This window comes from Candidatus Saccharimonadales bacterium (assembly GCA_035697325.1).
Taxonomy (GTDB): domain Bacteria; phylum Patescibacteriota; class Saccharimonadia; order Saccharimonadales; family Saccharimonadaceae; genus JALRBM01.
In genome coordinates this window covers 289092-303683 of the sequence record DASSDB010000004.1, presented here as the reverse complement: position 1 = coordinate 303683, position 14592 = coordinate 289092, and the positions used below count along the sequence as shown (strand labels likewise).

Below are 14592 nucleotides of genomic sequence, written 5' to 3'. Positions count from 1 at the left end.
ATCGTGCCCCTTGGTGTGCTAGAATATACATATGTTCAACACGAAGTCTTATGAAGAAAAAATGAATAGTGCCTTAATGCATTTTGAAGAGGAATTAAAAAAAGTTCGCACAGGGCGGGCGCATCCGGGTATGCTCGATGGCATAAAAGTTGAAGTGTACAGTACGGCGATGCCGCTTAATCAAGTGGCAAATATTACTGCCCCTGAAGCCCAAATGCTTCTCGTAACGCCATTTGATCCGGGTAATATCGCGGCGATTTCTGCCGCCATTCGCGCCGATCAAACCCTCGGTTTTAATCCAAGCGACGATGGCCGGCTTGTTCGCGTGCCGGTACCGTCTCTAACTGAAGAGCGCCGCAAGCTCCTAGTGAAGCAAACGAGTGAGAAGGTAGAAGAAGCTCGTATCGCGCTTCGTGGTGTTCGCCAGGATGCACTTAAAGACGCTAAACGTAAAAAAGATGACAAAGAGCTCTCTGAAGACGATGTCAAACGCATTGAAAAAGAAATCGACGGACTTATGACTGACTTCCAGAGCAAGATTGATGCTACGTTCAAAGCCAAAGAGAAGGACATCCTCACAATCTAATGGCCGATCCCGTCCCTAGACATATCGGATACGTCGTTGACGGAAATCGACGATGGGCCAAAAAGCATGGTCTTCCTGGCTATGAAGGCCATATGGCCGGATACAATACAATTCAAGATGTTGTCCTTGAAACGTTTAATAGGGGAGTAGAGTACGTCTCGGCCTATATTTTTAGTACGGAAAACTGGAAGCGTAGCGAGCAAGAAGTAAGTAAATTAATGACGCTCGTGTTAAAGCTCCTAACTTCCGATCTTCGCATACTCGAAGAAAATAACATTCGTCTTAAAATTTTGGGCTCCCGCGAAAACGTGAGTGACAAGATTATAAAAGCGATCGACGACGCCGAAGAACGAACGAAAAGCAATACAAAAGGGACGCTGGCAATCTGTTTTAACTATGGCGGTCATCTCGAAATAGCCGATGCGGTTAAAAAAATTGTTCAATCTAAGACTAAGCCAGAAGCCATTACACCCGATATGATTGCAGCTAACTTGTATGTGCCCGAAGTGCCTCCAGTAGACGTAGTGGTGCGGACAAGCGGGGAACAGCGTCTTTCCAACTTTATGCTTTGGCGAGCTGCCTATAGTGAGTTTATTTTTCTTGATAAACTCTGGCCCGACATGACAAAAGAAGACGTAACCGCTATACTAAAAGAATATTCACGACGTAACCGACGATTTGGAGGATAGATGGAACTGGCGTTCGGTATTATCTTAGGGCTTTTAATTTTAGTATTTTTGGTGGTTATCCACGAGCTTGGACACGCGATCGCGGCGCGCCGCAACGGAGTTGTGGTTGAAGAATTCGGAATCGGTTTTCCGCCTAAAGCTTGGGCTAAAAAGTTAAAAAATGGCATACTTTTTACAATTAACTGGTTGCCACTGGGTGGGTTTGTCCGCCTTAAAGGCGAGCATGATGCAGCAAACAAAAAAGGTGATTATGGCGCCGCGACATATTGGCAAAAAACGCGAATCCTTCTTGCCGGAGTCGCCATCAACTGGCTTGTAGCGGCAGGTATCCTTACTATTTTGGCTTGGGTAGGGCTGCCGAAAATTCTTTCAAACCAGTTTTCAATCCCTGGCGATACGACTATTATAAAACAGCCCGTAGAGATCACTTACGTAGCTAAAGACTCGCCTGCGGATAAGGCTGATTTGAAAGCAGGTGATAAAGTCCTTCGGTTTGCAGGTGAACCCGTTCCGACAGCCGAGGCTCTTTCGGCTCAAACGAAAGCTAAAAAAGGCCAGGAAGTAGAAATAATTTATTCACGCAATGGTGTTGAGGGTAGCGCGACGGTTGAATTGCGGAATGATAATCAAAACGAGCAAGGCTACCTTGGCGTCGGTTCTGGCCAGCGCGAGCAAATTCAGGCAAGTTGGTCCGCTCCTATTGTAGGCGTTGTCACGACGGCCCAGTTTACGGGCGTTACATTTGCCGGTCTAGGAGATTTGCTCGTCAATCTAGTAAAAGGAGTAGTGCTTCAAATAAGTCCCGATCAGGCGACGCGTGAAAATGCTCACCAGAGCCTTCAGACAGTAAGTAATAGTGTTGCAGGTCCGATTGGAATTTTGGGTACGATCTTTCCTGCGGCGGAGCAGGCCGGTCCTGTCCAGCTTGCATTCCTTACGGCCATCATTTCTTTAACGTTGGCGGTAATGAACATTTTGCCAATTCCTGCTCTTGATGGTGGACGCTGGTTTATCATGACTATTTTCCGATTGCTCAAAAAGCCGCTCACAAAAGAGCGTGAAGAGCGTATCCAAGCCACAGGCTTTATGATATTAATGATGTTAGTAGTATTGGTAACGATTGCGGATGTTGGAAAACTCTTCAAATAGTCTTCGGCGCACACTTCTTCCTCACAAGTGGCAAAAAGTGGTGGGGTTATTGCTGTGGGTGGCGGTGGGATTTGCGGTGGCTCAGGCAATTCTTACTCTGGTGGCACTTGCCCTTAATAGTATAGGAGTACCCTTAAGGGCTGTAAATCCGGCTATCCTTCAAACGATATTCGCGGCTCTTGTCTATGTTCTTACTTTGGCGGTGGTTCTTGGGGTACCTTGGTGGGTGCGAAAGTCCCGTACCGATCAAAAGGAAATCGGCCTGACCCGGCTTCCTAGCTGGCTCGATATCGGTCTCGCGCCGGCAGGTTTCGTTATCTATCTCATCGTTACCGCTGCTTTGACGGCTGTGGCGACCTCTCTCATTCCCGGTTTTGATGCCGCACAGACGCAAGAGACTGGCTTTGCCAATCTGGCATATCGGTACGAATATATCATGGCATTTGTCACTCTCGTAGTTCTAGCGCCTATGGCCGAAGAAATTCTCTTCAGGGGATATCTTTTTGGGAAACTTCGTAAATATATTCCAGCCTGGGCGGCGATACTCCTTACAAGTGCCTTATTTGGCCTTGTTCATGGCCAGTGGAACGTCGGCATTGACGTATTTGCCCTTAGTCTTGTACTGTGTACACTGCGTGAGATTACCGGAAGTATTTGGGCCGGTATATTGCTTCATATGATGAAAAATGCTCTGGCATTCTACCTCCTCTTTATTAATCCGTCACTTTTGAATATAATGGGAGGGTAATGACGACCGTAATCGTTCCCACTTTCGCTCCTCGCATGCCGGCTTGCCGGTAGTTATTCTGAGCTTTTATTGAAATTATCTGTTATTTAAGGAGCTAACTCACATGAGACTTTCTCAAAATTTTACTAAAACAAGCAAGACTATTCCTGCCGATGAAGTAGCTAAAAATGCTCAGCTGCTCATTCGTGCCGGTTTCGTGTACAAAGTAATGGCCGGTGTGTACGCATATACACCGCTTGGTTTTAAGGTACTCGAAAACATCAAAAAAATCGTCCGCGAGGAAATGAATGCCGAAAGTGGCCAAGAGCTTATTATGACCAATCTTCAGCCCAAAGAAGTATGGGAAACGACGACACGGTGGGATGATGAGGTGGTGGATGTATGGTTTAAAACTAAACTGAAGGACGAAACGGAGCTGGGGCTTGCATGGTCACACGAAGAAGCGATTATGGAGATGATGCGCTCATTCGTGCAGAGTTATAAAGACCTTCCAGTGAGCGTGTATCAGTTCCAAACCAAGCTACGCAACGAGCTAAGGGCAAAAAGTGGTATCATGCGGGGGCGCGAATTCGTCATGAAAGATATGTACTCACTTCATGAGACAGCCGAAGACCTCGATATATACTACGAGAAGATAAAGGGTGCCTATATGCGCGTGTACGACCGCCTGGGGCTTGGTGACGATACGTATGTGACTTTTGCGAGTGGTGGTGCCTTTACTAAGTTCAGTCACGAATTTCAAACCATATGCGATGCCGGCGAAGATATCCTTTATGTTCACCGCGAAAAGAATATCGCTGTAAACGAGGAAGTGCTCGACGATGCCGTGAAAGAACTAGGCATTGAAAAGAGTGAACTTGAGCGGGTAAAGAGTGCCGAGGTAGGAAATATCTTCAACTTTGGCACTGAAAAGTCCGAGCAAATGAACGTTATGTTTACTGGAAGCGATGGCAAAGAACATCCCTTTTATTTAGCGTCGTACGGCATTGGAATCACTCGTGTCATGGGCGTCATCGTTGAAAAATTTGCCGATGAAAAGGGAATCGTATGGCCTGAGAGTGTCGCTCCAGCAAAGGTGTATCTTGTTCGCATAGGCGGTGAAGAGGCGATTAGCCACGCAGACCAGCTATACGATGAGCTCACAGCCAAAGGCATCGAAGTCATGTATGATGATCGTGATGAACGCCCCGGGGCAAAATTTGCTGATAGTGAGCTAATGGGTATACCCCATCGTGTAACAGTGAGCGATCGTCTTCTAGAGACATCTCAGTACGAATGTACAGAGCGAAAAACAGGGGTGACATCGCTGTTGACACGCGAAGAACTGCTTGGTAAACTTAGTTGATTGTAGGGGAACAATTGGGAGCCTACACTATATGTAGCGTATACTCATATCCTTAATGCGCTATACTTAGAAAAGAAAAGGAATAATTTAATGAAAAAGCTATACCAGATCACTGATGAAGGCAAGAAAGAACTTGAGATAGAACTCGAAGAGCTAAAGAGTCGTCGTGGCGCTATTGCTGATAAAATTGCAGAAGCTCGTGATTTTGGTGATTTAAGCGAAAATGCCGAATACGATTCTGCGCGTGAAGAACAAGGACTTGTTGAAAGCCGAATCGCCGAAATCGAGGACATTCTCCTTAACGCCGAACTTATTAAGGGTGGTAGCAAGACTAAAGTTTCCCTTGGAAGCAAAGTTGAACTTCGCACCGGTAAGAAAACCGTGCATTACACAGTAGTTGGCCCTGTTGAGGCCGACCCGCTTGAAGGCAAAATCAGTAACGAATCTCCAATCGGCCTTGCACTTATGGGCAAAAAAGTTGGCGATAAAGCCGCTATCAGCACGCCAAAAGGCGAAGTAGAGTACGAAATCGTCTCTATTCAGTAGGCAATAGGTGTTCATCAGGGTCCATCACGGGACCGGAATGGGCGGGTCGTTGAGATATCTCGGGATGTTCTAATAGAGCTACTTTCGCGTAAACACGCAGCTCAGAGTCTTCTTCAAGAGCTTCAGATGCTTCAACCAGGGCTCGAGCTGTGAGGGTGGTATTGTCTTGATCGTAGGCTTCGATAGCCATTTCGTGAAGTTCTTCAGAGATCGTGGCAAAATCAAGGGTATTATCTTTGTGATCATCCTCATACATGACAATGTGGCTCAGCACATGAACGGCCAGCGAGCTGTCTCCTAAGAGCTCAAGGGAGTCATAAGCGTATTTGACGTCACCTTGTGCTAATTGATAAAGGGCTAGTTCGCCAACGGCGAAGTCATGATAAGGGTTTTCTGGATCGAGTTGATCGATAAGCCGCTGGGCGCCCTCAAGCGTGACTTGGCCTTCGGGATATTTTTCCATGATGTATGTTGTAGGAAAGAGATGACCGAAATCTTTTTGCGTTTCCTTCGAAGGTGGTATAGCTGTTTTGTCAACATATTCTACGAGTGCCGCGCCACCAACTTTTTTAGTGCTCGGCTCCGCAAGTCGTACTTCTGTTTCATTGGCGGTTCGAAGTTCAATAGTATGCTTTTCCCCATTGGTTTTGTGGGGGCGAGGGAGGTGATTGAGGCGCGTACTAAATTCTTTAAGTTTCACGATTCTTTATTTTTTGTTAACTAATATCTACATTAAACCACAAGTATTATAAAAAAGCAATATACTTTGTATAAAAAGACTTTTTGGTGAGTCTGGGGTATACTATAACAGATATGGCAACACTACAAGATTACCGCAATGAGCGGCTGCGAAAACTAGAAACGTTGAAAGAATTGGGCGTCAATGCGTATCCGGCAGAAAGTCACAGGACTCATTATAGCGCCGAAGTTATTAATGAGTTTGAAACAATGGAGGGCAGGCAAGCCACTGTGGCCGGCCGTATTGTGGGTATACGAAAGTTTGGAAAGCTGGCTTTTATTGTGGTGAAAGATGGTAAGGGTCAGATTCAGCTATTTCTTCGACAGGGTGATGTGTCTGAGCTTCAGGCTGCTCAGAGTATTCTCGGTATGAGTGAATTATCGCTCCTGGATACGGGTGACTTTATTGAGGCAACCGGCGAGGTTATAAAAACAAAAACGGGCGAGATTTCTATTGCCGTACGAAGTTTGCGTCTTCTCACAAAGAGTCTTCGGCCAACACCAACTGAGCTGACAAATAAAGAGGAGCGTTTGCGTCGGCGTTACCTTGATATGAGTGTCAACGACTCTGTTCGTGAACGGTTTGTTCGTAGAAGCAAATTCTGGCAAGCTACTCGTGATTACCTGAACCAACACGGCTTTATTGAGGTGAATGTTCCGGTACTAGAGCATACAACAGGGGGTGCAGATGCTAATCCTTTTGTTACCCATATGGATGCACTGGATCAGGACTTCTACCTGAGAATTAGTCATGAGCTTCCACTAAAGCGACTGCTCGGAGCCGGGTTCGAGAAGGTCTATGATATTGGGCCACGTTTTAGAAACGAAAATTATAGCGATGAGCATTTGCCTGAGCATGTGGCTATGGAATTCTACTGGGCCTACGCCGACTGGAAGCAGGGGATTAGTTTCATGGAAGATCTGATGAAACACGTCTTGAAAACAACATTTGGAACATTACAGTTTCAATTAGGAAGTTTTGATATCGATCTTGATAAAAAGTGGGAACACTGGGATTATGCTGAAACGATTAAAAAACGCTATGGCTTAGATATTTATGAATGTACCCTTGAAGATGTACAAAAAGCACTCAAGGGCAATAATCTCGAAGTAGAAAAAGCCGACAATAAAGCACGTGGTATTGATAAACTATGGAAAAATATTCGTAAAGACGTTGCTGGACCGATCTGGCTTATCAATACACCTCTGTTCATTAGTCCTCTTGCCAAAACAAATATTGACGACCCGCGTACGACACAACGGTTTCAGCCTGTTATTGCCGGTTCCGAGCTGGGTAATAACTTTAGTGAGTTAAATGATCCTATCGATCAGCTCAATCGTTTCATGGAACAACAGGCTATGCGCGAGGCGGGAGACGAAGAGGCAATGATGCTCGATATCGACTTTGTAGAAATGTTGGAGTATGGCATGCCTCCTGCCTGCGGGTTTAGCTATAGCGAACGCCTTTTCTGGATTTTTGAAGGTGTCACGGCACGCGAAGGTGTTCCATTTCCGCAATTACGTTCAGAAGTTGATGAGACGACCCGGGCTTTGTATCCGGAGGTAACGTTTGAGACTCCCGAAACGAATCAGACGAGAAAGCAACCCGGAGAGTAATTTTAGGTTCGACAAATAAGCATACTCTACCTACTTGCAAAAGTATAGGATATAGTACTATACTAAGTATAGTAAATAAGGAGAGGACATATGACTAAAGTAGCTGTTTTTGTTGGCAGTTTGCGTGAAAAATCGAGCAATAAGGTACTTGCACATAGCTTAGAAAAAGTAGCTCCGGAAGGGATGGAGTTTGAGTATATTGACATTCGCCTTCCGCTATATAGTGAAGATATTGAGAATGCAGGCATACCAGATGAAGTGCGCACGCTTAAGGGTATCGTTGAATCCGTAGACGGAGTACTTTTTGCAACGCCGGAGTACAACCGAAGTGTTCCGGGTGTCTTAAAGAACGCAATCGACTGGATTTCTCGACCTTACGGGCAATCATCTTTCGCTGGTAAGCCGGTCGGCATAGTAGGGTCATCGATGGGGCCGGTAGGAACCGCACTCGCACAGGCCGATTTACGCCGCATCATGCTTTTTCAGAATGCCCGAGTGCTCGGACAGCCCGAGGTGTACGTAGCGAATGCCTACGAAGCGTTTGATGAAGAAGGGAAAGTAAGTGAGCGTTGGGAGAAAAACTTTAAAGAATACATGACCGCTTTTGCTGCCTGGATTGAAAAATAGTTAACTTTACGATTTCAAATAGCGCCTGAAATACCAGGCGCTATTTTTGTTGACAAAAAACAGTACCTTGTATAACATAGAACTATGTCAAACAATATAAACCAGAGCGAAGCGTATGCCGAACAGCTTGCGGTGCAGCTAAAAAAAGGGTTTCTTGCCTACTGTGTTTTGAAAGTGTGCGATGGAAAATCCATGTACACCAGCGACATCATAAAGCGCTTAAGCAGCGCAGAGCTGGTCATTGTCGAAGGGACGATTTATCCGCTTCTCAGCCGTTTGCAAAAAGACGGATTGCTCATGCATGAATGGCAAGAGTCTGAGCAGGGACCGCCGCGGAAGTATTACAAGATCACACCCTATGGCAGTGAAGTAATGGCACATGTGACAAAAAAAATTGCAACGCTTAATGCGACACTGAAGAAGTTATAAGGAAGAACTATGAAAGAGATTACACGAATACACATCGCCAAAGTCTCGTACGAGGCGGAGATCGAAGCCAAGCGGGAACTAGAGGCGTACCTAAAAACGCTTGAGGCATATAGCGAAGATGCGGATATTTTGGACGATGTCGAAGTACGTATAACTGAAATTTTGGCGGATCGTGGAGTAAAACCCGGTGGCGTTATTGCTATGAAGGATATTAAAGCGCTTGAAGAGCAGCTTGGCGAGCCACGAGATTTCATGGGCACCGGCGACATAGCGGTAGGTCCCGAAGATGAGGAGATGACGACCGATGCCTCACGAAAACTCTTTCGTGATATTGACCATGCTGTAGTGGGCGGCGTGCTGAGTGGCGTTGCGGCATTCTTTAAAATAAGCCCTGCGCTTGTCCGAGTACTCTTTATTATCATTGTGTTTGCCTCATTTGGTACTGCGCTGCTTGTGTATATCGTGCTTTGGATAGCTGTGCCAGCGGCAAAAAGTGCTGCTGATAAATTGCAGATGGCCGGTGTCCCTGTTACGCTTGCGTCTATTCGCCAGCTGAATGAAAGTGAAGAGCATGTGAGGCGAGGAGATAATAGCCAGGCGCGGCGGACGCTCCTGACTGTCCTTGGTATTTTTAGTGTGCTTGGTGCACTTGGTGCGGCAGTAGTGACCATCTTTGTCGTTACGGCTGTTATTGTCGGTGGGTATGGTAACCATCTCGGAACGGGAGAAGGCTCAGGCTTTCTTATCGCGGCCTTTGTTCTTGCAGTTGTGAGCGGCGTGCTTTTTACCACTCTTTGCATATTAGGAGCCTATGCGGCATTTGCCATGCGCGCGACAAAACGAGTTCTGATCAGTATGGGGGTTATCGTTGTGGTCGGACTTGCTTCCTTTGGTACGGCTATAGGCCTGGCGCAGTATGCTAGTCTGCGGTATGAAAATGCAATTAAAGCGTCTACCCGCGAAACATCAATCGCAATGCCAGAGGGAAGCGCGAAGATGACGAGTTTCGTGGTTGACGCGCCGACTGTCCATGTGCGGTATATCGTTTCCAAAGATACCCCCAAGGCTGTCGTGAAAACAGTGGGAATGCAAGCACCGCAAACGATGAAGCTCAGTCTGGATGGAACCACGCTCAAACTCACTGACACTCAGCATAGCCAGAACACGTGTAAGGTATTTTGGTGCGAAGGTCCCTTCATTACAATCTATGGTCCACCACTCGATCAACTGACTGCCGAAAATCAGACGAATGTCGATTATTCAGGTGCTAATCAAGCACAAATGACACTTATCGCAAATGATGGTGCGGATATCGTTCTTTCTGCTGGAGCTATAGATATGCTAACACTGACAGCTAAGAAAGGTGCCGATGCCAGCTTAGAGGCTATAGCCGTGTCCACTGCTAATGTCACGGTTGAGAGTGGAACGAATCTGGAGTTCGGAACAATCGCCAATTTCACGTTGCATGCACCTACTTCTTGTCCGGTAGAAGGAAAAGCACACTTGGAGCTGGCAGGCATTAATAGTAAGAATTTTACACTGAATGACCAGCAAACACCGTCACAGAGTATAGCCGCGGCCTGTATAGACATTACGATTGAAAGAGAGAAATTCCATGATTGAGGTTCGGCATATCACAAAAACGTACGGCAAAAAACATAACGCATTTACCGCACTTGAAAATGTTAGCTTTACGATTCCTGATGGTGCGAGTGTCGCCATACTGGGCAAGTCCGGATCAGGAAAGTCAACACTGATGCATGCAATGAGCGGGCTTGATCGGCCCGAGCAAGGCGAGGTCATCGTAAATGGGCAGGACATTTTAAAACTTTCTACTAAGCAAATCGATGCATTCCGCGCTCATCAAATGAGTTTTGTATTTCAGAGTTTCTTTGTTCAAGCCAATGAAACGTGTGCGGAAAACGTTAGTTTGCCTTTGGAGATTGCAGGTGTAAGCGATCGAGAAAGGGCTAAAAAGATCAATGCGGCACTTGAGGCTGTCGAACTCCTCGATAAGAAAAAATCTCGGGCTCGCGACCTGTCTGGTGGGCAAAAACAGCGACTTGCAATTGCTCGGGCGATCGTCAATGATCCACAGATATTATTTGCCGACGAACCGACAGGAAACCTGGATACTATTACGGGGTCCGTTATCGAAAACCTTCTTTTTGACTATAATAAGACAAAGGGAATTACTTTGATTATCGTTACGCATGATCCTGAACTGGCGGGCAAATGTGATATGAGAATTCACATTAAAGATGGCAAAATTGAAAGCATTGAGACGAAAGGAAAAGCATGAAAATACGAGATATTGTAAGGCGAGCCGGGCGAAGTCTTCGCCAGGCAAAGGCGCGCACGCTATTGACGAGTCTTGCCATCAGTGTCGGAGCTTTTACAGTGACCGTGGCGCTCGCCGCAGGCGCTGGTACACAGAGCTATACGGATACTCTTATAAAAAATAATGGTGATGCCCGTAATCTTAGCGTTTTCCCAAAAATCGATGATGGTGAGAGCAGGACGCCAAAAGAATATGGTGCTGCGAGTGAGTCGGCAAGCCAGGGTGTTTTGAGCGATAAAGATGTCGATAAAATCAAATCTATCGCTGGCATTGAGGAGGTAACTCCTGTCTATAACGTAAATGTCGCATACATGACCCGTGGTGGTGATGCAAAAAAGTATGAAGCTGACATTAGTACTAAAGCCGATCGTCGCGAATTGCCGCTCGCAGCCGGCTCGCTGCCAAATAATCAAATTCCTGAAGGTAAAGTTGTCATTCCGGAGACCTATTTAAGTGTACTTGGATTCAATAGTGCAAATGATGCGATCGGCAAAACGCTCATACTTCATTTTGAAAAACGGCAGCTCTTTCCGGGCATGAAAGCCGAGTCGGAAGATCAAACATATACGATTGCAGCTGTTGATAAAAAGACAAGTACTGTATTGCGGTATTCGGCGACGCTTCGCATTTCGCCAATAGATGGCAAGAAAGTCTATGAATTTGAAAAACCAAGTGAGGCTCAGGGTAATGCGTATCTTGGTGTCGATGCACGTGTATCGCAATCGGCTGATCTTACCAAGGTAAAACAGGCTGTAAAAGATGCAGGCTACAGCGTACTGAGCTTACAGGATATCCAAGAAGCGCTGTTTCAGTTTATCAATGTGGCACAATGGGGCGCAGCAGGCTTTGGCTTCCTTGCAATTCTGGCCTCTGTCTTTGGAATTATCAACACACAGTATATTAGTGTTTTGGAGCGCACCCAGCAAATCGGGCTTATGAAAGCGCTTGGTGCTCGCCACCGTGATATCGGTCGGTTATTCCGCTATGAAGCTGCTTGGGTTGGCTTTCTCGGTGGTGCCATCGGCACACTATTCGCCTTGCTAACAAGCCTGCTCAATCCACTCATTGCGAACGCCTTGAATCTTGAGCCGGGAACGAAGCTACTCGTATTTAGCCCAATAACAAGCGCGATATTGATTGTGAGTCTGATGATTGTGGCCGTGCTTGCCGGATACTTCCCATCGCGAAAAGCCGCAAAGCTTGACCCGATTGAAGCACTTCGCACGGAATAATTAGCGATGATGTTGGCGAGAGAGGAATGCGCCGATAAGTCGGACATCACGCCGATCTTTATGACGAAGCCTGTCCATGCCTTGCTTATGCTCTAGTACCATGCGGGGCGGCAGATAATGATAATTGGCGACTGTATCAAAGTCTCGGATCGTTTCAACGAATACTTGATCAAGTTCGGGAGTAGGAAGAAAGTTCTCGTTATGAGGAAAGGTGATATCTGTAGGGAGAATGAAGGGTTTGCCTGCGGACGGGTAGATGTCTAGGAACGGGCGCTGCTTTGCCTCGGGTTTGCGTCTCACGATAAGGCCACCAGGCGTTTTGCTTGTCTTTTCCATTTCACTAAACGCTTGGCCGGTCACCATAATATCAAGATCATGAGCGGGACGGATTCCGGCAAATGCCAAAGCACTGCCGCCCAGCACCAAAGTAGTTCGTTTATCAACGCCGGCGATATCCAACGCGGCGACAAGCTGATCGACGGATGCTTCAATTTCTCTTGTTTTTCGTTCAGTACTCATTAGTAAAATGTACTATAACATTTTTTTTTGCAAAACGTCACCTCGCCATAAGAATTACAGGGATGATTTTATTCGTCTCAAGGGGTATAATGGCCTTATGTTAGATATCCGCATTATTCGTGAGCACCCTAAGGCTGTGCAGCAAAACGCCCTAAATAAGGGGTATGAGGTAAATATAGATGAGCTGCTTCGCCTCGATTCCTCACGTCGCGAATTGCAACAAGAAACGGATAGGCTTCGTGAGCAGCGCAACACCATCGCCTCACAAATGAAAGATGGTAAGCCTAGCGAGCAGCAGATTGCCGAAGGCAAACAAGTAAAAGAGAATTTGATAGAGAAAGAATCAGCCCTAAAAGCCGCAGACGAGGCTTTCACTACTCTCCTGAAAAAGGTCCCTAATATGGCACTCAAAGATGTACCGCTGGGAGCAAGCGAAGACGAGAACGTCGTTGCAAAAAAAGTCGGTGAGCCAACTGCGTTTGATTTTGAACCAAAAAATCATGCTGAACTCGCTGAAGCCCGTGGCTGGCTCGATAAAGAGCGGGCGGCTAAAGTGACCGGTAGCCGTTTTGCGTATCTTAAAGGCGATATGGTAAAACTTCAGTTTGCGCTTATCCAATTTATCATGGACAAACTGAGCGACCAGGCCTTTATTGATGAAGTAATCGCAGAAAATAATCTTAGCGTAAGCCGTAAGCCCTTCTTGCCGATTTTGCCGCCATTCTTGCTGCGAACGGAGCTGTACGATGCAATGGATCGCCTTGAACCGCGTGATGATCGCTACAAAATTGAGGATGAAGACCTATGGCTTCAGGGAAGCGCTGAGCATGTTTTAGGTAGTATGCATGCTGATGAAGTTTTTGACGAAAAGGATATGCCGGTTCGTTATATTGGCTACGCTACCAGCTTTCGCCGAGAGGCCGGAACGTACGGCAAAGATATGGAAGGCATGTTCCGCATGCATCAGTTTGATAAGTTGGAAATGGAAAGCCTTACAACAAGTGAGGCAGGGCGAGAGGAGCACCTCTTTCTAATTGCTGTGCAAGAAAAGATCATGCAGCTTCTTGGATTGCCGTATCAAATTCTCATGAAATGTACGGCTGATATTGGCAAGCCCAACGCGCGTGGTGTTGACGTTGAAGTATGGCTACCGGGGCAAAATAAATACCGCGAAACTCACACAGCCGACTACATGACCGATTACCAGGCGCGTCGCCTCAAAACACGTGTTCGCCGCGAAAATGGTGCAGTTGAGCTGGTCCATACCAACGATGCAACGGCACTACCGCTTAGCCGCGGTCCTATCGCCATACTTGAAAACTATCAGCAAGCCGACGGAACGGTTCGTATTCCTGAAGTGCTTCGTCCGTATATAGGTGGTAAAGAGGTCATTTAATGATCTATCTTATTGGTGGGCCGGCGCGCTGTGGGAAGTCGCAACTCGCAGAGCGTGTACGAAAACATATCGACGGCCACGTTATTGGTGGTGACGCGATTGTTGCATCACTTCATGCCATGCTAAAACCTGAATGGCTACCGGATCTTTTTGAACATAGCGTCAAAATGATCGATCATATGCATATTCCAGAGGAGAAAATAGATCGCTTGCGACGACGTGATAAAGTTGCGTGGAGTTTTTACGAAAATTATATAAAGACCGCAAAGGAAGACGCGCCTGATGATGACATTCTCATCGAAGGAAACTTATGGCCGGATTTTGTGCATATGCTTTCGTTTAAGCACAAGGCCATTTTTCTTATTGATACCTCACCGAATCAGTTGGCTCGGTTGATCGAGATCCGCGATGCCAACGGCGATAACGATTGGATGAAAGATTTTTCGGATGAAAAACTAAAAACGTGGGCTGAATTCAACGCACTCAGAAGTCAACGATACGTGGAGCTCTGTCAAAAATATGATTACCCGTATTATGACATCGCAAAACTAGGGATAGAAGATGCTGCCGATGAAGCCTTCCATGCATTACTCTCCAAAATGCGGTATAATAATAAACACAAAGCCTAAT

16 protein-coding genes are annotated in these 14592 nt (G+C 46.4%); 14 read left to right on the top strand and 2 right to left on the bottom strand.

The window, feature by feature from the left end; genetic code table 11:
• Positions 1-31 precede the first annotated feature (31 nt).
• The 6 genes from frr to greA all read left to right on the top strand — a co-directional run bounded on the left by frr (position 32) and on the right by greA (position 5063).
• The gene (gene frr, locus VFH06_05505; protein ID HET6747535.1) at positions 32-586 is read left to right on the top strand and encodes a ribosome recycling factor; all 555 of its coding nucleotides are present in this window, start codon (positions 32-34) and stop codon (positions 584-586) included.
• Positions 586-1275 (top strand): polyprenyl diphosphate synthase, encoded by a 690-nt coding sequence (uppS, locus tag VFH06_05500; GenBank protein ID HET6747534.1) that lies wholly within the window; start codon positions 586-588, stop codon positions 1273-1275. The genes frr and uppS overlap by 1 nt, the downstream gene beginning before the upstream one ends.
• A complete protein-coding gene (locus tag VFH06_05495; GenBank protein HET6747533.1) occupies positions 1276-2424 on the top strand; it encodes a M50 family metallopeptidase in 1149 nt (382 codons plus the stop codon).
• On the top strand, positions 2402-3172 hold the full coding sequence (locus VFH06_05490; GenBank protein HET6747532.1) for a type II CAAX endopeptidase family protein: 771 nt from the start codon (positions 2402-2404) through the stop codon (positions 3170-3172). The genes VFH06_05495 and VFH06_05490 overlap by 23 nt, the downstream gene beginning before the upstream one ends.
• A gap of 103 nt (positions 3173-3275) precedes the next feature.
• Positions 3276-4517, top strand: coding sequence for an aminoacyl--tRNA ligase-related protein (locus VFH06_05485; GenBank protein HET6747531.1), 1242 nt, complete (start codon positions 3276-3278; stop codon positions 4515-4517).
• 90 nt (positions 4518-4607) lie between these two features.
• The gene (gene greA, locus VFH06_05480; protein ID HET6747530.1) at positions 4608-5063 is read left to right on the top strand and encodes a transcription elongation factor GreA; all 456 of its coding nucleotides are present in this window, start codon (positions 4608-4610) and stop codon (positions 5061-5063) included.
• Here the strand turns inward: greA and VFH06_05475 are convergent.
• Entirely contained in the window at positions 5053-5763 is a 711-nt protein-coding gene (locus tag VFH06_05475; GenBank protein ID HET6747529.1) for a hypothetical protein, read from the bottom strand. The two genes, greA and VFH06_05475, sit on opposite strands and share 11 nt — an antisense overlap.
• A gap of 113 nt (positions 5764-5876) precedes the next feature.
• Between VFH06_05475 and VFH06_05470 the strand changes: the two genes are divergently transcribed.
• From VFH06_05470 to VFH06_05445, 6 genes are all read left to right on the top strand, one after another.
• A complete protein-coding gene (locus VFH06_05470) occupies positions 5877-7418 on the top strand; it encodes a lysine--tRNA ligase (protein ID HET6747528.1) in 1542 nt (513 codons plus the stop codon).
• Between the two features lie 90 nt (positions 7419-7508).
• Positions 7509-8045, top strand: coding sequence for an NAD(P)H-dependent oxidoreductase (locus VFH06_05465; protein HET6747527.1), 537 nt, complete (start codon positions 7509-7511; stop codon positions 8043-8045).
• Positions 8046-8129: 84 nt separating this feature from the next.
• Positions 8130-8474, top strand: coding sequence for a PadR family transcriptional regulator (locus tag VFH06_05460; GenBank protein ID HET6747526.1), 345 nt, complete (start codon positions 8130-8132; stop codon positions 8472-8474).
• Positions 8475-8483: 9 nt separating this feature from the next.
• Positions 8484-10097: a PspC domain-containing protein gene (locus tag VFH06_05455; GenBank protein ID HET6747525.1), complete on the top strand. Its 1614-nt coding sequence runs from the start codon at positions 8484-8486 to the stop codon at positions 10095-10097.
• Positions 10090-10776 carry an ABC transporter ATP-binding protein gene (locus VFH06_05450; GenBank protein ID HET6747524.1) on the top strand — a complete coding sequence of 229 codons (687 nt, stop codon included), beginning with the start codon at positions 10090-10092 and terminating at the stop codon, positions 10774-10776. Before VFH06_05455 ends, VFH06_05450 begins: the two co-directional genes overlap by 8 nt.
• Positions 10773-12047 carry an ABC transporter permease gene (locus tag VFH06_05445; protein HET6747523.1) on the top strand — a complete coding sequence of 425 codons (1275 nt, stop codon included), beginning with the start codon at positions 10773-10775 and terminating at the stop codon, positions 12045-12047. The genes VFH06_05450 and VFH06_05445 overlap by 4 nt, the downstream gene beginning before the upstream one ends.
• Here VFH06_05445 and VFH06_05440 read toward each other — a convergent pair whose 3' ends face one another.
• Entirely contained in the window at positions 12048-12566 is a 519-nt protein-coding gene (locus VFH06_05440; GenBank protein HET6747522.1) for a hypothetical protein, read from the bottom strand. It abuts the gene before it with no gap.
• A 97-nt stretch (positions 12567-12663) separates the two neighbouring features.
• On the opposite strand from VFH06_05440, the gene serS reads away from it, so the two are divergent.
• Both serS and VFH06_05430 read left to right on the top strand, forming a co-directional pair.
• Positions 12664-13962 (top strand): serine--tRNA ligase, encoded by a 1299-nt coding sequence (serS, locus tag VFH06_05435; protein ID HET6747521.1) that lies wholly within the window; start codon positions 12664-12666, stop codon positions 13960-13962.
• Positions 13962-14591: a hypothetical protein gene (locus VFH06_05430; GenBank protein HET6747520.1), complete on the top strand. Its 630-nt coding sequence runs from the start codon at positions 13962-13964 to the stop codon at positions 14589-14591. Before serS ends, VFH06_05430 begins: the two co-directional genes overlap by 1 nt.
• Position 14592 lies beyond the last annotated feature (1 nt).